The organism is Chryseobacterium culicis (assembly GCF_002979755.1).
Taxonomy (GTDB): Bacteria; Bacteroidota; Bacteroidia; order Flavobacteriales; family Weeksellaceae; genus Chryseobacterium; species Chryseobacterium culicis_A.
In genome coordinates, this window is the sequence record NZ_PCPP01000001.1 from 1,897,336 (window position 1) to 1,917,982 (window position 20,647).

21 protein-coding genes and 1 riboswitch are annotated in these 20,647 nt (G+C 36.2%); of the genes, 8 read left to right on the forward strand and 13 right to left on the reverse strand.

Going from position 1 to position 20,647, the window contains the following annotated elements; genetic code table 11:
- Position 1: 1 nt before the first annotated feature.
- Complete coding sequence (locus tag CQ022_RS08635) at positions 2-802, forward strand: hypothetical protein (RefSeq protein WP_105681793.1); 801 nt, start codon at positions 2-4, stop codon at positions 800-802.
- Positions 803-836: 34 nt separating this feature from the next.
- A riboswitch (cobalamin riboswitch) is annotated at positions 837-1,017 on the forward strand.
- A 114-nt stretch (positions 1,018-1,131) separates the two neighbouring features.
- The gene (locus CQ022_RS08640) at positions 1,132-1,515 is read left to right on the forward strand and encodes an acyl-CoA thioesterase (RefSeq protein WP_002977578.1); all 384 of its coding nucleotides are present in this window, start codon (positions 1,132-1,134) and stop codon (positions 1,513-1,515) included.
- Between the two features lie 50 nt (positions 1,516-1,565).
- On the opposite strand, the gene CQ022_RS08645 is transcribed toward CQ022_RS08640, so the two are convergent.
- Together CQ022_RS08645 and CQ022_RS08650 are read right to left on the reverse strand one after the other, a co-directional pair.
- Positions 1,566-2,156 (reverse strand): HD domain-containing protein, encoded by a 591-nt coding sequence (locus CQ022_RS08645; protein WP_105681024.1) that lies wholly within the window; start codon positions 2,154-2,156, stop codon positions 1,566-1,568.
- Position 2,157: 1 nt separating this feature from the next.
- Positions 2,158-2,859: an XAC2610-related protein gene (locus tag CQ022_RS08650; protein ID WP_105681025.1), complete on the reverse strand. Its 702-nt coding sequence runs from the start codon at positions 2,857-2,859 to the stop codon at positions 2,158-2,160.
- A 506-nt stretch (positions 2,860-3,365) separates the two neighbouring features.
- Here CQ022_RS08650 and CQ022_RS08655 point away from each other — a divergent pair.
- The 5 genes from CQ022_RS08655 (at position 3,366) to CQ022_RS08675 (ending at position 7,929) form a co-directional block, all read left to right on the forward strand.
- Positions 3,366-3,695, forward strand: coding sequence for a PadR family transcriptional regulator (locus CQ022_RS08655; RefSeq protein ID WP_103234940.1), 330 nt, complete (start codon positions 3,366-3,368; stop codon positions 3,693-3,695).
- 11 nt (positions 3,696-3,706) lie between these two features.
- Positions 3,707-5,428, forward strand: coding sequence for a PspC domain-containing protein (locus CQ022_RS08660; RefSeq protein ID WP_105681026.1), 1,722 nt, complete (start codon positions 3,707-3,709; stop codon positions 5,426-5,428).
- Positions 5,429-5,743: 315 nt separating this feature from the next.
- The gene (locus CQ022_RS08665) at positions 5,744-6,331 is read left to right on the forward strand and encodes a 1-acyl-sn-glycerol-3-phosphate acyltransferase (RefSeq protein ID WP_105681027.1); all 588 of its coding nucleotides are present in this window, start codon (positions 5,744-5,746) and stop codon (positions 6,329-6,331) included.
- Between the two features lie 42 nt (positions 6,332-6,373).
- Positions 6,374-6,802 (forward strand): PaaI family thioesterase, encoded by a 429-nt coding sequence (locus tag CQ022_RS08670; RefSeq protein ID WP_002977570.1) that lies wholly within the window; start codon positions 6,374-6,376, stop codon positions 6,800-6,802.
- A 158-nt stretch (positions 6,803-6,960) separates the two neighbouring features.
- Positions 6,961-7,929, forward strand: a complete 969-nt coding sequence (locus CQ022_RS08675; RefSeq protein WP_105681028.1) for a chorismate-binding protein — start codon at positions 6,961-6,963, stop codon at positions 7,927-7,929.
- Between the two features lie 597 nt (positions 7,930-8,526).
- On the opposite strand, the gene CQ022_RS08680 is transcribed toward CQ022_RS08675, so the two are convergent.
- The 11 genes from CQ022_RS08680 to CQ022_RS08730 all read right to left on the reverse strand — a co-directional run bounded on the left by CQ022_RS08680 (position 8,527) and on the right by CQ022_RS08730 (position 18,887).
- A complete protein-coding gene (locus CQ022_RS08680; RefSeq protein WP_047434073.1) occupies positions 8,527-8,727 on the reverse strand; it encodes a hypothetical protein in 201 nt (66 codons plus the stop codon).
- A 5-nt stretch (positions 8,728-8,732) separates the two neighbouring features.
- On the reverse strand, positions 8,733-9,335 hold the full coding sequence (locus tag CQ022_RS08685; RefSeq protein ID WP_062674416.1) for a MarC family protein: 603 nt from the start codon (positions 9,333-9,335) through the stop codon (positions 8,733-8,735).
- Between the two features lie 44 nt (positions 9,336-9,379).
- The gene (locus CQ022_RS08690) at positions 9,380-11,095 is read right to left on the reverse strand and encodes a BatD family protein (protein WP_228421502.1); all 1,716 of its coding nucleotides are present in this window, start codon (positions 11,093-11,095) and stop codon (positions 9,380-9,382) included.
- A 23-nt stretch (positions 11,096-11,118) separates the two neighbouring features.
- Entirely contained in the window at positions 11,119-11,862 is a 744-nt protein-coding gene (locus CQ022_RS08695; protein ID WP_105681030.1) for a tetratricopeptide repeat protein, read from the reverse strand.
- 99 nt (positions 11,863-11,961) lie between these two features.
- Complete coding sequence (locus tag CQ022_RS08700) at positions 11,962-12,969, reverse strand: vWA domain-containing protein (protein WP_105681031.1); 1,008 nt, start codon at positions 12,967-12,969, stop codon at positions 11,962-11,964.
- Positions 12,969-13,961: a VWA domain-containing protein gene (locus CQ022_RS08705; RefSeq protein ID WP_105681032.1), complete on the reverse strand. Its 993-nt coding sequence runs from the start codon at positions 13,959-13,961 to the stop codon at positions 12,969-12,971. Before CQ022_RS08705 ends, CQ022_RS08700 begins: the two co-directional genes overlap by 1 nt.
- Positions 13,954-14,850, reverse strand: a complete 897-nt coding sequence (locus CQ022_RS08710) for a BatD family protein (RefSeq protein ID WP_105681794.1) — start codon at positions 14,848-14,850, stop codon at positions 13,954-13,956. Before CQ022_RS08710 ends, CQ022_RS08705 begins: the two co-directional genes overlap by 8 nt.
- Positions 14,851-14,907: 57 nt before the next feature.
- Positions 14,908-15,771: a DUF58 domain-containing protein gene (locus CQ022_RS08715; RefSeq protein WP_105681033.1), complete on the reverse strand. Its 864-nt coding sequence runs from the start codon at positions 15,769-15,771 to the stop codon at positions 14,908-14,910.
- A 60-nt stretch (positions 15,772-15,831) separates the two neighbouring features.
- Positions 15,832-16,290 carry a GNAT family N-acetyltransferase gene (locus CQ022_RS08720; RefSeq protein WP_105681034.1) on the reverse strand — a complete coding sequence of 153 codons (459 nt, stop codon included), beginning with the start codon at positions 16,288-16,290 and terminating at the stop codon, positions 15,832-15,834.
- The gene (locus CQ022_RS08725) at positions 16,290-17,294 is read right to left on the reverse strand and encodes an AAA family ATPase (RefSeq protein WP_105681795.1); all 1,005 of its coding nucleotides are present in this window, start codon (positions 17,292-17,294) and stop codon (positions 16,290-16,292) included. Before CQ022_RS08725 ends, CQ022_RS08720 begins: the two co-directional genes overlap by 1 nt.
- A gap of 285 nt (positions 17,295-17,579) precedes the next feature.
- A complete protein-coding gene (locus CQ022_RS08730; RefSeq protein ID WP_105681035.1) occupies positions 17,580-18,887 on the reverse strand; it encodes a hypothetical protein in 1,308 nt (435 codons plus the stop codon).
- Between the two features lie 237 nt (positions 18,888-19,124).
- Here CQ022_RS08730 and CQ022_RS08735 point away from each other — a divergent pair, with 237 nt between their 5' ends.
- On the forward strand, positions 19,125-20,459 hold the full coding sequence (locus CQ022_RS08735; protein ID WP_105681036.1) for a peptide-N-glycosidase F-related protein: 1,335 nt from the start codon (positions 19,125-19,127) through the stop codon (positions 20,457-20,459).
- Positions 20,460-20,647 lie beyond the last annotated feature (188 nt).

Here is a 20,647-nt window from a genome sequence, read left to right on the forward strand (position 1 = left end):
CATGATGACTTTTATAAATAAAGCATTCTATTTATCCGCATTCAGTATTTTATCTATAGCTTTTGTAAAAGGGCAGACAAAAGTTCCTTTTGGAGTTGTAAAAGCTGAAGAAGGATATGCCAACGTACGTGTACATAAAGACGACTACCGAAAAATTGTAGACAAGATCCGTATGCGTAAAGGAGATGTTTTTGTTTATGTAAAACCGGCTCCGGGAGAAACAGAGTGGATCTGGATCAAATATCCGGAGAAACAGGATGATGACAAGCCTTTTGTACGTTATGAAACTCTTGATAAAGAAGGAATGGTGAATAAAGGGCGTATTGCCTATGTAGATCAGCTTCCCGCTTATACTCCTTCTAAATCTAAAAACGGAAGATCAATTATTTTCACAGACAATTCCGATCCTAAAATCCCTACCGCCCAAAGAAGCAAAGTAGTGATTGATGTCTATCCTTCCAATGCAGGATACCGTAAAAAGGAAAAAGATGCTGAAGGAAAAATTCTTACCATTGATAAAGTAAAACCATGGGGAATAGGAAATGATCTTCCTGAAGGAATGACTGAAATCAAATCCATCAGAGTACAACAGCCCGGAAGAGGTTCTGTTTTTGTAAGAGAAGCCATCAAAAATATGTTCCAGCCTACCATGGATTTTGAGAATATTGGAGTAACTTCCCTTGACAACGATAATATTTTCCTTTATATGATCAATGGTTCAGGAGAAAACAGATACACAACTCTTTGGACAATCAAAAAGGGAAGAGTAATCAGCCAGATTATTTATCATAATCCGGAATAAATTCATTATTTTTGCACCCGAAAAAGTTTTACGCTTATTCATCATAGAAATTGGTTCTGCATCACTGCAGATTAAAAGGGAACCGTGTGAAAATCACGGACTGTCGCGCAACTGTAAGTAACTGAAATCTTTATCAAAGATCCACTGTGCGAGGCATGGGAAGGAGATAAAAGATGTTACAAGTCAGGAGACCTGCCTTTTTCTTAAACAAGTAACTTTCGCGATTTGAAGTTGTATTGATCTGATGAATTGTTTCAGGAATTTCCGAATTTCCTGTTATTATTCTGTTGTTTGATATTATTTCATTTCGCTTTAATTAATAATGAAATATGACTACAGAAGAAAGAATTGAAGCCTCCGAAACCAGAATCTTTAAAGCGGTTTTCCCAAACACAACCAATCATTATGATACCCTTTTTGGTGGTACGGCTATGCAGCTGATGGACGAAGTAGCTTTTATTACCGCTACCCGTTTTGCCAGAAAAAGAGTGGTAACGGTAAGCAGCGACAAAATAGATTTCAAAAAACCTATTCCTGCCGGAACTATTGTTGAACTGATCGGAAAAGTTTCATACGTGGGAAAAACCAGTATGAAAGTGAACGTTGAAATTTACACAGAGCAGATGTATTCGTATGAAAGAGAGAAAGCCATCGTAGGTGATTTTACTTTTGTAGCGATTGACGAATTCAAGAAACCAATCCAGATACTATAAATAAAAAATCGGGCGGCCTCTGGCCGCCCGAATTTTTATTTTCATTAAAGTTATTTCAGCACTTTTTCTGTTTCCAGACTTCTGTTCAGTAAAAGTTCAAAAGCCTCTCCCATTTCATCCGATGCTCTGCTGATGGCATTTTCAAGCATATTTCGGATTTGTTTTTCGGTAACTCCGGCTTCCGTCCAGCTTTTTCCTGTGGTATGGGAATTTAAAATAAACGGCATGATTCTGTCGATTCCACAGGCAAAAATAGCATCCGGTGTTTTCTCATCTTCAAATTCCAGCCATAGGTTAAAGAATTCTGAACGCAGAGGTTCATCCAGAATTCCAAAGATTTTCTGAGCAGAAGCTTTCTCTCTTTCAAATTTCCCAACCATTGCTTTTTCATCAAAAATAAAAGTATCTCCAGCTTCAATCTCCACAAGATCATGAATAGAAAGCATCCTTATCACTCTCAATAAATCAATATCTGTACGGTTTTTAGCATACGGATAAAGGATCTGAGCCAGAATAATAATCTGCCAGGAATGTTCTGCGGTATTCTCTCTTCGGGAATCATCAGCATTATAATTTCTTCGCTGTACATTTTTAAGTGCATCTACAGCCAGGATAAAATCTATCTCTTTCTGAATTTTCATCTTACTTTTTATTTCTGTTATATTGATCTGCCGGATATACTTTTGTTTTGGTAATCCATTTATTATTGATCTTTTCTTTGGTTATTACTTTCACCTGATCTTCATTGGTCATATCCTCTTCCTTTTCAAAGACTTTCTCCAGTCCCTTATTCGGAATAACAGCATATTCTATCGTAAAAATATCGCAGCAGCCAGACTTTCCATAGGAGATCAGACGTTTACGTTTGGCATCAACATCAAAAATATCAAGGCCGTTCGAGCCCAATTCCGTAAGCTCCTCACTTTTTACAAACCCCATTCTTGTTTTGTTGAATACATACACGTCATATGATGCTCCACTATAATTTCCCATATTTCCATTCCTTATCGCTATATCTTCCGTTCCGTCAAAATTAAAGTCATCGATAATCACAGCACGTTGATCACCAGAAAGCGGAATCAATTTTCCCTGAAGCAGTTTTTGGCCTTGCCCTGCATATAAAACCAGATCATCAGAAACAAAAGTCTGTACTTTGCTGTTTTTATGATCAAATAACTCTACCGTTCCCTTTCCTCCGCATCTGTCATCATAGCAATTTTCTATTTGGATGACGGCATCATAACTCTTCGATACATTTTTAACTTCAAACCGATATTGCCCGAAACATAAAGGTCCTAATAAAAGAAATACAGAGAAATCCTTATACTTATTCAAAATATTCATGGTAATAAGAAATGATTTAGGTGTTTTTTATTGCTAACAAAAATACGAATCCTAATACCCATCTCAAAATCTCATTCTCTTTATCTGTTTCTCTACTCAAAGAGTATTTATTCATAAGAAGCTGTTTCCCGCTATCCACTCATACTCCTCGCTTCTCTACGATGCCCTTGCTGCTGCGGGGTAACCGCTACTATCGGGGCTAGAGCATGGGTGATAAGTAATAAGCGATAAAAGATCATTTTTTCTCTCCAATTTTCAAAATTCTATTTAAAAATTTAAAAATTTTCAGACATTTTCTTCTAAAATCCGTTTTACTAAAAATTGACAATGAAAATTATTATATTGATTTACAGTATTTTAAATAATTTATTTTAAAAATTTCACTACTTTGTATTGCATAATACCATTTTATTTACATATCTTTGTAATGTAAAATCGAAATAGGTACAACTAGCTAGGTTCCGAACTTCGAAAATTATATAACTAATTAACAAAACTTATCAAAGATGAATACCGAAAATACCAAAGCGCAAATGCGAAAAGGAATTCTGGAATTCTGTATTCTAAGTCTCATCAATAACCGCGAAATGTATGTTTCCGATCTTATTGACGAACTGAAAAAAGGAAAACTGGATGTAGTAGAAGGAACCCTCTACCCTCTTCTTACAAGACTTAAAAACGGAGAGTTTCTCTCTTACAGATGGGAAGAATCTACAGGAGGACCACCCAGAAAATATTATCAGATCACAGAAAAAGGAAAACTTTTCCTGGATGAACTTCAAAATACATGGAATGAGCTGACAGCCTCAGTAAACCAAATCACCCAACAAAATTAAAAAACAAAGCTATGAACAAGACACTCTCAATAGGACTCGCAGGTTTTTCTTTTACCATAGAAGAACACGCATATATAAAGCTCAGCGATTACCTGAATGCACTGAGAAGCTCACTTGAAGCTTCAGAAGCAGATGAGGTAATGCATGACATAGAAATAAGAATGGTGGAGATCTTCAAAGATTCTTTAGGAAAACGTGAAGTGATCAACGATACCGATGTAGAAAAGGTAATCGCACAGATCGGAAGCCCTGAAAAAATCGAAGAACAGGAAGAGGCTTATTTTTCTGAAAAAACATCTACCAGAAAAAATAATTCAGGAACCGGTTATACCGATAAAAAACAACTGTTCCGTGATCCGGAAAAACAAAAAGTAGCAGGGGTTTGTGCAGGTTTAGCTCAATATGTAGGAATGGATATTACTACCATGAGAGCCATCTGGCTGGGAATCTTCGTATTAGGAATTTTCACCGCAGCAATTTCCTCTTCATTAATAGGTCTTTTATATGTAATCCTTTGGATCGTACTTCCAAAAGCTGAAACCGCAGCAGATTTCCTGAAAATGCAGGGAAAGCCTATGAACTTCGACAATCTTAAGAATGAGTCTAATAAATTGGTACAATTTGCCAATGAATCTACTCAGAGGGTCGGAGAAATCTATACAGAAAACAAACCTTATATCAACAATGCAAGCAGCGGAATCTGGAATGTATTCAAGTATATCGTAGGAGGATTCTTTGTATTAATGGCTGTAGGAAGCATTATTGGAGTATTTGTATTATTCGGTCTTTTCGGAATGGATACAGATTTCCCTGGAGCTAATGAAATCAGATTCTACATGGACGATCAGGGACTTGATAAAGTACTGGCTGCGATGATGGTGATCGGAAGCTTAATTCCGGCAATCCTTTTCAGCTTATTAAGCATCAAGATCTTCTCTCCGAAAACAAAACTGAGAAATATCGGATGGGTTGTAGGTGGTTTATTCCTTCTTTTGATCGGACTTGGAACTTACTTCGGAATCAGCATGGCTAAAAAAGACATGATTTACAGAGGAAGCAAGGAAGATGTAGAAAACGTAGCCATCAACACTACTTCAGATACAGTATATGTGGATATAAAACAAATCAACATTCCTCAGAATTTCAAAGGTTACAACAATGATATTTATTCTGATAAAAGAACAGTTTATGAAGAAGATTATATTTCTGTAGATGTAACCAGAAAACCAGATATCAAAACACCTTATCTGATCATCAAAAAAGAAGGAAAAGGATATAATTTCCCAATCCAGCTGACTGTTCCTGTAGAAGTGGTAAACAATAAAGTTCTTCTTCCAAACTATATAAAATATCCTTATGAGCACAGATTCAGAGATTACAGACTGGATTATGAACTTGTAGTTCCGCAAAAAGCAGTGGTTATCTCTATGAACAAAGACCGTATCCATATGGACGGAGATTTAGACGGAGACGGTATCAATGATGAAGATCAGGACCAAGATGAAGACAACAACAATGTAAGAATTGAAAAAAATAAAATCACGGTAAACGGTTCCAGTATTGAGTACAACTCTGATGATAAAGACAGTATCATCGTAAATGGAAAAAAGGTTCCGAACAACCAGGCAAAGAAAGTTATTGATTCTGCAGTGTCCAATATCAAAAAATCAAATAAAGATATGGACATCAAAATCAAAGACGGAAAAAACGAAATTTCCATACAAACTAAATAATTAACTTCAGAGAGTGGTAGAAGGTGTGGGTGGATGGCAACCGTTTGAAATTCACACCCTTCTTCTCTCAGAAAAGTGAAAATAAAGCTCTATTTAGTTTCTTATGTGAAAAAAAAGTTTTAATTTCGTAAAGCTAAAATTTAATAACCAATCAACCAAAAACACAGCTTCATCATGATACAATTTGCAATGGAATTCGTAATGAAAATCGTAGATTTAATTAGCGGTTTGTTTTAAGAGCAATAATATTTCAATATATTTGTAAAGTATAACCAAAGTTTGGTTGTACTTTTTTGTTTTTAATTCAAGAAATCTATGAAAAAGCTGTTAGGCAAAGCAATGTTAAAAGTATTAGGTTGGAAAGTCGTTCTACAGGGCGATGTTAACAATCTCAACAGGTGTATCCTTGTGGTAGCACCGCATACTCATAATATGGAATATATTCTAGGAAATTTCGCCTATTGGTCTTTGGAAAAACCTCTGAAAATTATCATTAAAGATGCACACACCAAGGCCTGGTATGGAAGTATCGTAAAAGGACTTGGAGGTATTGGTATAGACAGAAGCCAGAAAAACGATCTTGTGAATTTCGTAGCCAACCAGTTTTCCAAAGAAGATTTCAGCCTTGTTATTACTCCGGAAGGAACCAGAAGCTGGGTTCCGAAATGGAGAAAAGGATTCTATCACATGGCTTTGGCGGCAAAAGTTCCTATTGTACTGGCAGCAGGTGATTTTAAAAGAAACATTGTTTACCTGGGTTACACCATTCCTTACGAAAGGATAGCATCAGTACCTTTTTCAGAAATTATGCAGGAAATTCAGGACTATTATGTGAAAAACGATATTGTTCCTAAAGTTCCGGAAAACTGGAATCCCAATATTATGGGAACCGGAGTTGAATAAACCAGAATTAGAAGCAAGAAGCAAAATCAATCAATTATAAAAATGAAAGGTCAGACAAAAGAAGAAATATTAGCATTCATCAATAACTGGGGAGACGTAACTCTTGCCAAGACACTTGAAATAAAATTCATCGATATTGATCTCGAAAATGAAACCCTTACCGCAACAATGCCTGTTCTTCCAAGAACTCACCAGCCGTTTGGAATCATGCATGGAGGAGCGAGCTGTGTTTTAGCTGAGACTTTAGGTTCAAGCCTGTCTAATATTTTTATCGATGGCGAAAAATATTACGGAGTGGGAACTAATATCAATTCTAACCATTTAAGAAGCAAAAAAGATGGTATTGTAACGGCTACAGCACGTTTTATCAGAAAAGGCAAAACGATGCACGTTTCTGAAATTGAAATCCGTGATGAAAAGGGTGTTTTGATCAACCATACAACAATGACAAATAATATTATTCACAGATAAGGTGTAACAACCTATAAAAAATAAAGAGCTTAAAATAAATTTAAGCTCTTTTTATTTTGACATCTTTGAGACTAATAATACCTTTGTAGAAAGGAAAATCAACCTGGGAATTTCCTGTATTATTTCCCCCTGATGATTTTCAAAATCCTTTATAACTCATGATTTATTTCAAACTTCCTTTCGATGAAAGACTTCTGTCTGCTGATGAAAAAAGCTCAAAAAATGCAGTCAGCTTTTTTTCCTATAATGGCTTAGATCAAATTAGCTTCAGCGGAGACATTTTTGAAATTAATTCTGTAGAATTTGCCCATACTTCTATTACAAACGAAGACCTAACCAATGATTTTACAAATTCTCCTGCCGAAACTAAAGAAGAATACTGCAAAACACTACAGGAAGTGATTGAGGTGATTAAAGATCATAGTCTGCCAAAGCTTGTTTACTCCAGAAGAAAGATCTTTACAGACTTCACACTCATCAATTATAAAGAGAGCTTTAAAAATCTATGTGAATCTTATCCCAATGCTTTCAGATACTTGTTTAATGACGGACAAAATGCCTGGATGGGAGCTTTCTCTGAAGTATTAGGAAAGTTTAATAAAAGGACTCACCAGTTTGAAACCATGGCTCTTGCCGGAACTCTTCCTGTATCTGAGGAATGGTCTGAAAAAGAAATTGAAGAACAGAAGCCGGTTACTACTTACATTCAGGATATCCTTAAAAACTATTCCGACACGGTACAACAATCGGAAACTTATGACCATATTTCCGGTAATATCAAACATTTACGAACCGATTTTAAAACCAGTATAAAACCTGAAGATCTGGACAGTATTATTCAGGATTTACACCCTACTCCCGCTGTCTGTGGTATTCCAAAAGATTTTTGTAACGAGAATATCCGTAAATACGAAAAATTTCCCCGTGAATTCTATGCCGGTTATATAAAAGTTGAAACAGAAGATAGTATTTTATACTTTGTCAATCTGCGTTGTGCCAGACTTTATAAAGATGCTGTACATGTTTTTGTAGGAGGAGGAATAACAGCTCAAAGTGATCCGGAAAAGGAATGGAGAGAAACAGAACTGAAGTCTGAAGCCATATTGAAAAACCTGGCTATTTCTTAGAAGATATTCTTTTACATGTGAGAATTTCCCAACACATTTCACAGATTTTCAGAAGTGTTTACGCTCATTTTTCTTTGCTCAATGGCAACACCTTTGCGAACCGGTTTTAAAGCCATTTATCACCTTTCTGCAAGCTTTGCACAATAATGTAGGTTTTGGCTAAAGCCTATTGAATTTTATACTCTATTTAAACGGGCTAAAGCCCGTTCCTACTGAATTAATCAGATCAATTATTTATGTAATATATGGATTGATACTGTTAGATTTGCACAGATAGTTGTATATATTTTCTTTGCTAAGTGCAACGCCTTTGCGAACGATTTTAAAGCTATGAATAAAACTTTGTGAGCTTTGCGTTGTATTCATAAGTTTTGGCTAAAGCCCTTTGATCTATTAACTTTTTTTTGAACGGGCTAAAGCCCGCTCCTATTGAATAAGAAAAACAAATATGGATATTGATAGCAAATCTATTCCCTAACCCCTAATTCCTAATTCCTATTCCCTGCTACCTTTTATCTAAAACCTGCAACCTTACCAAATAAAAAAACCTCCTTCAAAAAAGAAAGAGGTCTATATCTATATTGAAATATATTCAATTTATTTCTTTACACCGATTCTGCTCCAGGTATCCATAACAAAAAGCAGGATAAGGCCTATTGCGGCAGCTCCGGCTGAGAATGCAAATCTAATGTTATCTTCATCTCCTAGGATATCAGTTGCTTGCCAGTTGATAGCATAAAGATTGATGGTGATGAATACAATAAACAGTACTAAAAATACTTTATAAAACTTCTTCATGACTCTTAAAAATTAATATAATTCTGCACCAGTTGAGCAAAATTTGCGGTGAATAATTTAATTGAAATTGCCAAAAGGATAATTCCGAAAACTTTCTGAAGGATCATCAAAGTAGCATCCCCAATTTTCTTCTCCAGCCATTTCGCTGATTTCAGCACCAAATATACGAAAATTGTATTAAGAATAATTCCGCAAATAATATTAATATCATGAAATTCAGCTCTAAGAGACAGTGCAGTTGTTAAGGTTCCGGCTCCGGCAACCAGCGGAAATGCGATGGGTACAATAGATGCAGCCTTTGCTTCGGTGGTTTTATTAATTTCAATTCCTAAAATCATTTCCAGGGCTATGACAAAAATCACAAAAGCTCCGGCAATGGCGAAGGAATTTACATCAACTCCAATAAGTTTAAGAATCTTATTTCCTACGAACAGGAAAACAATCATAATAGCTCCCGCAGTAATTGCGGCTTTTCCGGCTTCAATCTGTCCAAACTTCTGCTGAAGGCTTACTATAATAGGAACTGAGCCGATGATATCGATAACGGCAAAAAGAACCATAAAGCTGGTAACGATCTCTTTAAAAGAGAAACCATCAAAAATTTCCATCTCTTTGTAATTAATAATTTCGCAAAAATATGAAAATAAACTGATTATTTGCTAATTTGTGAATATAAATTAACAATTGTTTTCAAAAGTTCTTCAAGAGCTTCGGCAGATTTCACAGGGTGGTATTTTTCGATCTGAACTTTCTGCTGCAGTTTGTTGTATTCTTCTGCAACTGAAGAGCCTTTGTGCTTTTCAAGAAAAGTCTTAAACTCGGAAGCAGAGCCTTGGAAATACTGACTTCTTACTTCTTCATCCAATTCTTCCAAGGTTACAAAGAACTTTTCATACTCACCGTTATCTTTAAGGTTTTCCAGATATCCGAAATAATCATTCACATCCGTTTTCATCAATTCTCTGATCTCTTTTTCTGTTTCAGCCACTGAACCTAAAGGTTTTGACGGTACAGTTTCCCTAACTAATGTACGTTTTTTTTGCCAATTTTTAAATAGCATATACGCCACAAATAAGCTTATCAGAATAGCAATATTGATGAGAAGAATATTCCAGTGGAATTTACTTTTTTCTTTTACTTTAAATGAAGTTGTTTTTAACACCGGAGTATTTACGGTCTCCAGAAGGTTATTGGTGTATTCATTTACCTTTTCTACAGTAGAACGGGCCTCCATAATCTGATCGTGAGAAAAAGCGTTCAGATCCAGGGTCTTCTGTCCAAGATCTACATATTCTTTATTTTCAGGATTAAAGAAAGCAAATTGTTCTGTTTTAATAGAAATTGCTCCTGATTTTTTAGGGATAATAACATAATTAGCCAGAATCTCCCCTTTCATCCCAGCAGTTCCAGGAGCTACGTTAGAGGTAATTTTCGGGGCAAAAATTTCATAATCCGGAGAAGCGGCAATTTTAGGAAGTTCCATATCCGACAAGTTACCTTCTCCTGAAACTTTCACTACCACATTCAGAGGCTTTTTAGCTTCCGGTTTTTCTTTGGAAGCGTTATATACATTTACATTAAAGTTTCCAACAGCGTTTTTAAAGCATTCAGGAGCTCCCTCAGGAAGCTTTCTTACGTTAATTTTTACTTTATTGGAAACAATTTTAGTTTTATTGGAATAAGTACTTACAGAAGCCGATACTCCGGGAACTTCCACATAGCCTGCTTCATTCGGAAATACCATAAACATGGCCAATACCTGTGAAGGCATGTTTCCATATCCGGTCGGATCAATCTCAGATTTATCAAAATTGATAGGATGTACGTTGATATTATCCTGCTGTGGAAGATGGATATTTTTAACCTTTCTCAGGTTATCCATATTTCTCGAATACACTCTCAAAACAGCTACTGTAGGCTGATCCTGATACACATCCCTGTCCTCAATCTCCATGTTCAGAAAAACATCATTGGAGGTATTGGCAGCCAGTGATCTTTTGTCAACAATATCGCGGATGCTCACATCAAAAGGTTCTGTTTTGTAGATTCTGTTGTTTACAGTAACAAGAACAGATCCGATTTTTATTTTCCCTTTTTTCTTAGGTTCAAGGGCAATTCTGGAAACTTTTTGTGTAATTAAAGTATTGGTAGTCGGATCAATAACAGTATTGGTAACTGATCCGCTTCCTATGATATTAAATTTTGAGAGATCCGGAAGCTGAAAACCTGTCTGCTGTACGAGATCACTTCCGTTAAGTTCAAGAACAATGGTCAGATTGATAATATCCTTACCTGCATATTCAGATTTATCTGCATCCATAGAAAGATTTACCTGTCCGTAAGTAATTACGGATGCTAGAGTAAGCAATATGTAAATCAATTTGTGCTGCATCACCAATCTTTCTCGTTGCTTTCAGGCATCGAATAAGAATTTTTGTTTAAAATTCTTCTGGCGGTTTCTTTTTCTTTTTCGTTGATTTTATCTAAGATCGCATTTTCAAGATTCTTTGGCATTCTGCCTTCATTATTTTGATTCTGCTTAGGATTGTCACCCTGGTCACTTTTACCTTCGTTTTGTGGGCCGTTACCCTGATCCTGTTTTTTGTCTTTGTCGCCTTTCTGATCATCACCTTTGTTCTGATCATCTCCGCCGCCGCCTTTTCCTGAATTATTTTGTTCTTTCTTTTGCTGTTGTTTTTCTTTCTCTTTCAGTTTGGCAATCTCATAGTTTTTTCTGGTTACCTCACTGTAAGGATCCTGTTTCAGGGCTTTTTTATAATAATCAGCAGCTTTTTCCGGCTGGTTCATCTGCATATAAGCATTCCCTAAATTATGAAGGGCTGCAGCCTTATCAGGAAGTGTTTGTGAAAGTTTTTCCGCTTTTTCAAACTCGGCCTTTGCATCTTCGTATTTTTTACTTTTATACAATGCATTCCCCATATTATAGTGAGCGGTAAAATCTTTATCATTGGATTTCATCGCTTCCATGTATTTTGAGGAGGCTCCGTCATAATCTTTACCGTCAAATTTCTGATTGCCTTCATACACTAAATTCCTATAGCTTTCCTGCCCAAACAGGAAGCCTGAGAACGAGATGGCAACAATAAACGATAAAAATATGATTTTAGTATTCATCACTTGCAAAATTATTCCTTTATATGTTAAGAAACAGAGTTTTATTTGTTAAAATTCGGTTAAAGTACTTGTAGAATTTCTTCTATAAATAAGGGAAATCTACACATTAAAATCTTTTTTAGGATTAAAAATATAAATTAAAAAGAAAAACAGAATAGATACCGCAAGGAAATATTGATAATAATGATTGGCATTCTGTGATTTCACCAAGGTTTCAGCCCCTGCAGACTTTTTATTGACCGCATCTACAATTCTGTCCGGAGCTTCATTGATATTATTACCATCGATATAAGTACCGTCCGTAGATCCGGCCATTTTCTTTAAAGCTTCCGTCTGTCTCTTTGAGATCACTGTTCCTCCGTTTACATCAGTCTTGTAGCCCATCAGCTGTCCAAAAACATACTCCGGAACCGGAGCGCCTTCATCCGTACCCACTCCTACAGAAGTAATGCTTATTCCTTCTTTATTAGCCAGTCTGATAGCAGCATTATCATTTCCTTCATTGTCTTCCCCGTCACTCAGCAGGATCACTTTTCTGGATCCTTTGCTTACATTTTTAAATTTTTCCGCAGCAACCTGCATTGCTTTCAGAAAATCTGTTCCCTGAATCTGCATAGAGCTTGTTTCAATACCGCTGATATAGGTTTCTGCAGAATTATAATCCGTTGTCAGCGGCATGATAGACATTGCATTTCCGGCAAAAATGACAATCCCAATCTTGTCATTATTCATTTTCTTCATGGTGGCCAGCATCAGATTCTTCGCTTCTGTAAGACGGCTTGGATCTATATCTTCGGCATTCATAGAATTGGATACATCCAGCATAAAGATCACATTATTCAGTTTCTGGGTGCTCTTCACCTCTTCTGAACCGTTCAGGAGGTCGATGATAGAGAATATTAGAAATAAGGTTCCCAATAAATATAGGGCAGGGAAAAACTTTGTAAATCCTGATCTTTTTTCAAATAAGTTTTCGTGAAACTGGCTGGCAGCAAAAATTTCTCTTTTCTGGGTTCTCCATTTTAGAAAACGGATCAAAAAAGTAGCTAACAGCGGCAGAAGCAACAGTAAAAATAAATACCAATAATTTCCTAAAGACCAACTCATCAGCTTAAAATTTTATAAAACACCCATCTCAACAATGCGTCCAATAGCAACATTCCTAAAGCAATCCACAGGAATATCTTAAAATATTCTTCATAATTGTACAACTTGGAAACTTTCACATCAGACTTTTCCAGTTGATTAATCTCATCATATACTTCTTCAAGACTGCTGTTTGAGGTAGCTCTGAAATACTTTCCTCCAGTAGTCTGTGCAATTTCTCTTAAGGTATTTTCATCGATGGCAACCTCTGTTTCAGTAAAGATAAGATCTCCAAAGATGTCCTGTGATGTTGGCATCAGAGCATAACCATTGGTTCCTATTCCGATTGAATATACCTTTATATTATTATTTTTTGCCAATTCTGCGGCTAACTGTGGAGGAATCGCATTCTGAATATTGCTCACTCCATCCGTCATCAGGATCACCACTTTACTTTTGGCTTTACTTTTAATCAAATGATTCACTGCAACGGAAAGTCCTTCCCCAATCGCTGTTCCTGGTTCAAGACCTGCAGAATTAAGGTTTTTAATTTCATCTATAACCACCTGATGGTCTGAAGTAACCGGAACTTTAGTAAAGGCTTCTGCAGCATATGCCACTACACCTATCCTGTCATTAGGACGTTTCTGGACAAATTTTACCGCAATATCTTTCAACGCTGTAATTCTGTCCGGACTAAGATCCTTCGCGAGCATACTTAAAGAAACATCAATAGATAACATTATATCCACTCCCTTTGTATCATCTCTGTCCTGTGAAACCGTAAATGTTCTCGGTCTGGCCATGGCAATGATCAAAGCTGAAAGAATGATATACTTTGAAATTTTCAGTAAAAAAAGTACCCCCTGAATCCCTCCGCTGTGATCCATATTTTTTATGGTAGGAACTTTTATACCTTTTCTTTTGCGTCTCCCTGCATCTTTAATGAAAAGTGGGATAAACAATAGAAAAAGCAACAAGAACCACGGACTGTAAAACTCAAAATTAAACATCCTTTCTTAAATTTTCGAATTCTAAATCTTTGGATGATCTTTTCACAAAATCCCTGATATTGGCAAAATCTCTTTCCATTGTTTCCTGATCAGGGAATGTTTTGGCAAATTTTACCAAGTCACCTCTCAGGAATACATCTTCTACTATTTTTTCGTTATCCTGCGAGATGGTATTATTTTTTTTCATAACATCAATAAGGTCATCAGTAAGAAGTACATCTGCCGGAAGGTGGTATTGTTTCGTAATGAAGGTTCTGGAAATATCGATCAACTCCACATAAAACGAGCGGAAATTTCCTCCTTCAATATATTTTTTCTTTTTAAGAGAGTCCAGTTCTTTCAACGTCTGATTGGTCGCTACTACTGGAGAATTCTTTGATTTTCTACCCCATTTTACGAACATAATAATGGCAATAACCAGTGCAATACCAGCCAATGCTGCAAGGATATAAAACTTATAAAGCTCCCAATAATCTTTCGCTTCAAGTTTCACCTGCTTATTATTCATGATATCATTAATCTGATCTGCTTTTTGAGCTGTATTAATGACATCTATTTCGTAAGGAATTGTTTTAAGGATTTTATCTCCTACTTTGAATTCCAGTTCCGGAATGGTAAATTTTCCTTCCTCAAAAACTGCAAATTCTATCTTTCTCTCATAGGTATTGGCATTCTGCCCTATACTGTCTTTAGTTTCTTCAAAATGAAACGGAAGAAGCTCATTCTTGGGCGCCGAAGTTACCTGCTGTTCATTAAGATTATCAATCTTTATGGTAATATGATTGGTTTCTCCCAGAGCAAGGGTTTTCTTTTCTACGTTAGAGGATAATATCTGTGAAAAAGCATTTGCACAGATCAGAAAAGATAATATTAAAAGTATTTTTCTCAATGTTAAAATAATAAAGGCAAAACGCCTCATGTTTTTTAGTACGAGCAAAGCCCCGTGTTATTTTTTCTGAAAGTAATTATACAATAATTTTGAATAATCTGAGCCGGTATTGATGTTCATAAAACTGGCAGAGCTGTTGGCAAAGTCTTCTTCCAGAGTTCTCAACTTTTGTTTTTGCGCTTCAGCAAAGGTATACCGCCACCTTGCGCTGGAAGTATTGGCCCATATTTCTTTTCCGGTTTCCACATCAAGCAGACGGGCATATCCTACGTCAGGAATTTCATTATCCTTTTCATCATAAATCCTCATTCCCAGCAATTGATGTTTCTTTGAAGCTACTCTCAACATTTTAGAATCATATTCATCTTCAAAATCTGAGAACAGAAAAACCAACGATTTTCTTTTAAAAATACCCATCATATATTCCATAGCCTTATCTATTTTAGACTCTGCAGGAACATAATCTGCAGTCAGAATATTACTAATAATGGATAGAATGTGTTTTCTTCCTTTTTGAGGAGGGATTACCTTGTATACTTTATCTGCAAACAGGATTAATCCTACCTTATCATTATTTCCGGCTGCCGAAAATCCCAAGCTTGCTGCAATTTCGGCTACATATTCTCTTTTCAACTGGACCTTCGTACCATAATCCATAGAAGCGGAAATATCAACGAGAATCATCATCGTCAGTTCCCTTTCTTCTTCCATTACTTTTACAAACGGCTCACGGAAACGTGCGGTTTTATTCCAGTCTATTCTTCTGATCTCATCTCCAAACTGATAGGGGCGTACTTCCGAAAAAGTCATTCCCTGCCCTTTGAAGGCACTGTGATATTGCCCCATTAAAGCAGCTTCCGTCTTTTTTCTGGTACGGATTTCAATCTGCTTTACTTTTTTTACAATATCTTTTATCTGCATAGACGAGTTCAAGGTTTAAAATTCAAAGTTTAATGTTGAATGTGAAATACGGTTTTTGGGTTAATCTTTTAACTCAATAGAAACGTTCGACCATTCATTATCAAACTTTGTGTTGTATTTTTTATAAAAATTGATGGCTGGCTCATTCCAGTTCAATACCTGAAATACCATTCCACTATAGTTATTTGATTTTCCATGCTCCAATGTGGCGTCAAATAATTTCTTTCCGATCTGCTTTCCTCTCAACTTTTCCGTTACTACAAGATCTTCAAGATATAGCCTTCTTCCTTTCCATGTTGAATATCTGTCGTAATACAATGATATTCCAACAATCTCAGCATTATATTCAGCAACAAAAGCACCCCAAACGGGAGAAGTACCAAAACCATCCTGAATAAATTCGTCCAGCGTCACTGTTACTTCATGCAGCGCCTTTTCATATTCTGCCAGTTCTTTGATTAGGTTCAGCATGGAAGGACAGTCTTCCACAACTGCTTTTCTTATGATCACATCACTCATTATGGCGCCTGTATTTTTGCTAAAATTCTATTGATAATTTCTTCTGTTGAAATCTCTTCTGCTTCTGCTTCAAATGTTAAGCCCATTCTGTGTCTTAATACATCTTTTGCCAGTGCTTTTACATCTTCCGGAATTACAAAGGCTCTTCCTTTTAAGAACGCATATGCTCTTGAAGCAATAGCAAGGTTAATGGATGCTCTTGGAGAAGCTCCGAAACTGATATAATTTTTAAGCTCAGAGAGACCATAGTTTTCCGGATAACGGGTTGCAAACACCATATCCAGGATATATTTTTCAATTTTTTCATCCAGATAAATCTGGTTGATCAATTCTTTAGCCTCTACAATGTCCTGAAGGGAAATCACTGGATTCACTGTGGGCTGATGTGACGTTGAAACCATTCTCATCACCTGTCTTTCGTCTTCAAAAGAAGGATAATCTATGGTACACTTCAGCATAAAACGATCGCTCTGTGCTTCAGGCAACAGATAAGTTCCTTCCTGATCAATCGGGTTTTGTGTTGCCAATACCAGGAATGGTTTTGGAAGCTTCATGGTTTCATCACCAATCGTCACCTGTTTTTCCTGCATTACTTCCAGAAGAGCTGACTGCACTTTTGCCGGCGCACGGTTGATCTCATCCGCCAATACAAAATTGGCAAATACAGGTCCTTTTTTTATAGAAAAGTCATTGTCTTTGATATTATAGATCATAGTTCCCACTACATCTGCAGGAAGTAAATCCGGTGTAAACTGAATCCTTGAAAACTCTCCATGCACAGCATCTGCAAGTGTTTTTATCGCTAAGGTTTTAGCCAGTCCGGGCACCCCTTCAAGAAGAACGTGACCATTTCCCAAAAGTCCTATCAAAAGACGGTCTATCATGTATTCCTGCCCAATAATAACCTTGTTGATTTCCTGTCTCAGAAGAGAAAATAAGTAGTTTTTTTCCTTTACTTTTTCCGTCAATTGGCGGATATCTTCAGCTTGATATATCTCTGACATAGCTTCATTTAAAATAAGTGGTAAATTTCTGATAAATACTTGCATTAATCAACACAATAAATGCCATTTTTGAGTTAAAGTTTGTTAAAAATTCTAACTTTGACGAGATATTTAACGCTATAATGCTGAAATTCTTGCCTATAAATAAATCCAAAAATTCAAAATATCATTCATTAATCATGCTTCTGTTTTTACATAATATTCATAAAAAAATGTTGCAAAATTACATTGCAACATTTTTAATTTATCTTCTTACTATTTAATCAGAAACTGATTACTCCTATTTTAAAGCTTCGTTATGGTAAGAGTAAATATATTTTCAGGGGCATCTGTAGCATCATCGTACGCTCCAACATTTATAAAATATTCTGTACCCGATACCGTGGTAATTGTCAGAGTTTCTGCGGCACCTCCTCCACCGTTATCTACAGTTCCTGTACATGACAGATTACTACAGCTGCCACTATGCACGCCAATCTGCGGATCAAAACTACTGCCAGAAGGCATAGTTACTTTAATGGTAAACTGACTGCCATCCCCTGTAAACTTAAACCAGGTACCATCATTCATTCCTGTATCTCCATTACTTGTACATACACTTATATTTCCTGCATTATTCGTTGTAGACACAGCATCATTCTGAGTATAGGTGTAGGGAAATGCTGATGCTTGCAATGCTCCAGTACATGCATCATTTGCAGGTATTGGGGGAACGGTTTTAAAAACAATTTCTGAACACCCGGAAGATTCAGTACTTCCTGAAACGGATGTCACTTTTAAATAATAAGTGGTTCCGGCTGCAAGAGCTGTAGATGGTGAAAAGCTATTCCCGGATACACTTTGCTGATTTACAATATCAGAACTTCCGGAACTTGTTCCCAATGAAACCTTATAAGACACTGCCCCGGAAACCGGAAGCCAGCTGAAATTAGGAGACAAAGAAACATTCTGAGTATTATTTACAGGATAAGTAACAAAAGGACAGGCAGGACTTGTACTAGGGGTAAGACCCGAAATTGTAACTGCCGATTTATAATCTGCTCTGATTCCTCCGGGAGGAGATGCAATATCTACAGCTCCGCGGTCACCTTTATAATACAGGGTTGAATAGGGAATATGAGGATAGACATGAAAAGCTTCATCAAAAGTATTGATATCCATATTCGGAGAATTCTCTTTTGCGGCAATAACCAGGTTATCTACATTATTATAAGCAAATGGCGTAGTAAAAACAATTTCAACCTTATTATTGTTTTTGGTGACAGTTCCTGCGAATACCTGCGTGAGTTGTGCGGCAGGAATCCAGTCTGTACCGGAAGAAAAAGCAGTTTTTGAGGTATGACCGAGATACACTGTCCAGTTAGAAGATTCAGTAATCGTGGATGAAGAATCCACATAAAATGTGAGCCCTGTGATATTTCCTGCTGCATTGGCATTTACTTCCTGTTTAGGATAGATTTGCTGTACATAGGAATAGGAAAAAAAACTGCTTATAGGAGCGACACCTACATTTGAACTTCCAATATTGATATTGATCTGGGCGCTCACCGTTATCACTACAAAAAACAAAGCTAAAAGTAAAATTCTTTTCATTATTAATAACATTAATCTGGAATATCATGCTAATTTAATAATAAATACTTTGATTACAGCAATAAAAAAAACATTTCATTACATAATTTAATACAAAGAAATAATTTGAATAAAAAAACGCATTAAAATCAAAACCAATAAACATTCAACAATAAAACAATACAAAAACATAAAAATAAAAGAAATTAAAGGTAATTTTGATACACATTTCATATATTTACACTAAACATCAATAACATGTATAAAAAGCTACTCTTTTTCAGTTTTTTCACTACCCATCTCGTTTTCGCCCAAACGACAATGACCAATATAATTTCAGATGCAGTATACTATGATGGCTATGCTGCCACGGTATCCAACCCTGTACCTGCAGGTTTAACCAGACTGAATAATGCCAGATACACGAGAAAACTTACGGATGCAGAGTTAGACGCTTTCAAAGCTAAGATTGCTATGCGGGTAACCATCGCAGCATTGTGTGATAATTATGACCGTCTTGGGGAAGTCTTTTTAGCAATGGTTCCTAAAAACCAATCTACCTACACCATCAATGACCCTAATGTCAAAAGAATTGAAGTGGGCAGATATATTACTCCTTTCATGAATAAAAACAGAACTCCTTCAGAAGTTCCTTACACTTATGATGTCAGCAATTTATACAGTATATTTCATGATACGGCATTACGAAATGCTTATGATCTGTATATGGAACTTGATGTTTTTGGAGTTCCCTATGCAGCTCAAACCCAGGTTTCAGGATGCTCAGGCAGAATTGATGTTTTTTCGGGAACTCTTACCTTTTTCTCAACGGATACCGGAGCAACTCCTACAGACAGCAACAGCCTCGTACCTATATTAAGCTATAACAAACTCAATAATTATAACAGTACGGATGTTACCGGAGAAACTGTTAGAATTGTTACTTTTAATCTGCCTAATCCTGTTACCAATGCGCGTTTCTTCGTAATATCCACTCCTCACGGTGCCAACAGTGGTGGTGAAGAATATATCAGAAGACAAAACTATACCTATATAGATGATGTGCAGGTACTCACTTATACTCCCGGAGGTATTTCATGTGAACCCTACCGGGTATACAATACACAAGGAAACGGAATCTATGGAGCTTCTCCCAAATCTTTTGCAGACTGGACTTCATGGAATAACTGGTGTCCCGGAAATGCTGTTCCCATCAGAGAGTTTACATTACCCAACTTAGCTGCAGGCAATCATACGTTGAAACACACGGTTCCAGCGGCCGTTTTCAATCAACAGCAGGGAGATGTCATGTTATCAGTTTATATGCAGGGGAAAAGCAATATAACGTTGAATGTAAAAGATATCAGAACGGTTGATGTGAATATTTACCCCAACCCTACTTCTGATTTTGTGAATATAAAATCAAAAGTAGAAGTTAATTCTATCAGTATTTTTAACGCTGAAGGAAGAAAACTTGCAGAAACATACAAAGAGAACAGGATAGATCTTTCCTCATACAGCACAGGAATTTATTTTTTAAGTATTGTTTTAAAAGACGGAACTACCTTTAAACACAAAATCATCAAAAAATAATAAACTATAGATCTTTTTAATTAAAATAATAAAACCCTCTCCAAATCTTTTTTGGGGAGGGTTTTTATATGGGTTACCTTTTCAATATAAGCGTAAAAACATCCTTATATCAATAAAAATAGTTAAAAAAATAATCTTAATCTATCCGTTTTCCCAATAGTTAAAAAACTTTAACTTTAATCCTCTAC

What these genes read in the sequence shown, in the direction of transcription:
- CQ022_RS08635 (WP_105681793.1), top strand. Translation starts at nt 2, where the DNA reads ATGATGACTTTTATAAATAAAGCATTCTATTTATCCGCATTCAGTATT.
- CQ022_RS08680 (WP_047434073.1), bottom strand. Translation starts at nt 8,727, where the DNA reads ATGAAGAAGTTTTATAAAGTATTTTTAGTACTGTTTATTGTATTCATC.
- CQ022_RS08645 (WP_105681024.1), bottom strand. Translation starts at nt 2,156, where the DNA reads ATGAAAATTCAGAAAGAGATAGATTTTATCCTGGCTGTAGATGCACTT.
- CQ022_RS08735 (WP_105681036.1), top strand. Translation starts at nt 19,125, where the DNA reads ATGTATAAAAAGCTACTCTTTTTCAGTTTTTTCACTACCCATCTCGTT.
- CQ022_RS08640 (WP_002977578.1), top strand. Translation starts at nt 1,132, where the DNA reads ATGACTACAGAAGAAAGAATTGAAGCCTCCGAAACCAGAATCTTTAAA.
- CQ022_RS08705 (WP_105681032.1), bottom strand. Translation starts at nt 13,961, where the DNA reads ATGTTTAATTTTGAGTTTTACAGTCCGTGGTTCTTGTTGCTTTTTCTA.
- CQ022_RS08675 (WP_105681028.1), top strand. Translation starts at nt 6,961, where the DNA reads ATGATTTATTTCAAACTTCCTTTCGATGAAAGACTTCTGTCTGCTGAT.
- CQ022_RS08660 (WP_105681026.1), top strand. Translation starts at nt 3,707, where the DNA reads ATGAACAAGACACTCTCAATAGGACTCGCAGGTTTTTCTTTTACCATA.
- CQ022_RS08665 (WP_105681027.1), top strand. Translation starts at nt 5,744, where the DNA reads ATGAAAAAGCTGTTAGGCAAAGCAATGTTAAAAGTATTAGGTTGGAAA.
- CQ022_RS08725 (WP_105681795.1), bottom strand. Translation starts at nt 17,294, where the DNA reads ATGTCAGAGATATATCAAGCTGAAGATATCCGCCAATTGACGGAAAAA.
- CQ022_RS08670 (WP_002977570.1), top strand. Translation starts at nt 6,374, where the DNA reads ATGAAAGGTCAGACAAAAGAAGAAATATTAGCATTCATCAATAACTGG.
- CQ022_RS08655 (WP_103234940.1), top strand. Translation starts at nt 3,366, where the DNA reads ATGAATACCGAAAATACCAAAGCGCAAATGCGAAAAGGAATTCTGGAA.
- CQ022_RS08715 (WP_105681033.1), bottom strand. Translation starts at nt 15,771, where the DNA reads ATGCAGATAAAAGATATTGTAAAAAAAGTAAAGCAGATTGAAATCCGT.
- CQ022_RS08720 (WP_105681034.1), bottom strand. Translation starts at nt 16,290, where the DNA reads ATGAGTGATGTGATCATAAGAAAAGCAGTTGTGGAAGACTGTCCTTCC.
- CQ022_RS08685 (WP_062674416.1), bottom strand. Translation starts at nt 9,335, where the DNA reads ATGGAAATTTTTGATGGTTTCTCTTTTAAAGAGATCGTTACCAGCTTT.
- CQ022_RS08650 (WP_105681025.1), bottom strand. Translation starts at nt 2,859, where the DNA reads ATGAATATTTTGAATAAGTATAAGGATTTCTCTGTATTTCTTTTATTA.
- CQ022_RS08700 (WP_105681031.1), bottom strand. Translation starts at nt 12,969, where the DNA reads ATGAGTTGGTCTTTAGGAAATTATTGGTATTTATTTTTACTGTTGCTT.
- CQ022_RS08695 (WP_105681030.1), bottom strand. Translation starts at nt 11,862, where the DNA reads ATGAATACTAAAATCATATTTTTATCGTTTATTGTTGCCATCTCGTTC.
- CQ022_RS08730 (WP_105681035.1), bottom strand. Translation starts at nt 18,887, where the DNA reads ATGAAAAGAATTTTACTTTTAGCTTTGTTTTTTGTAGTGATAACGGTG.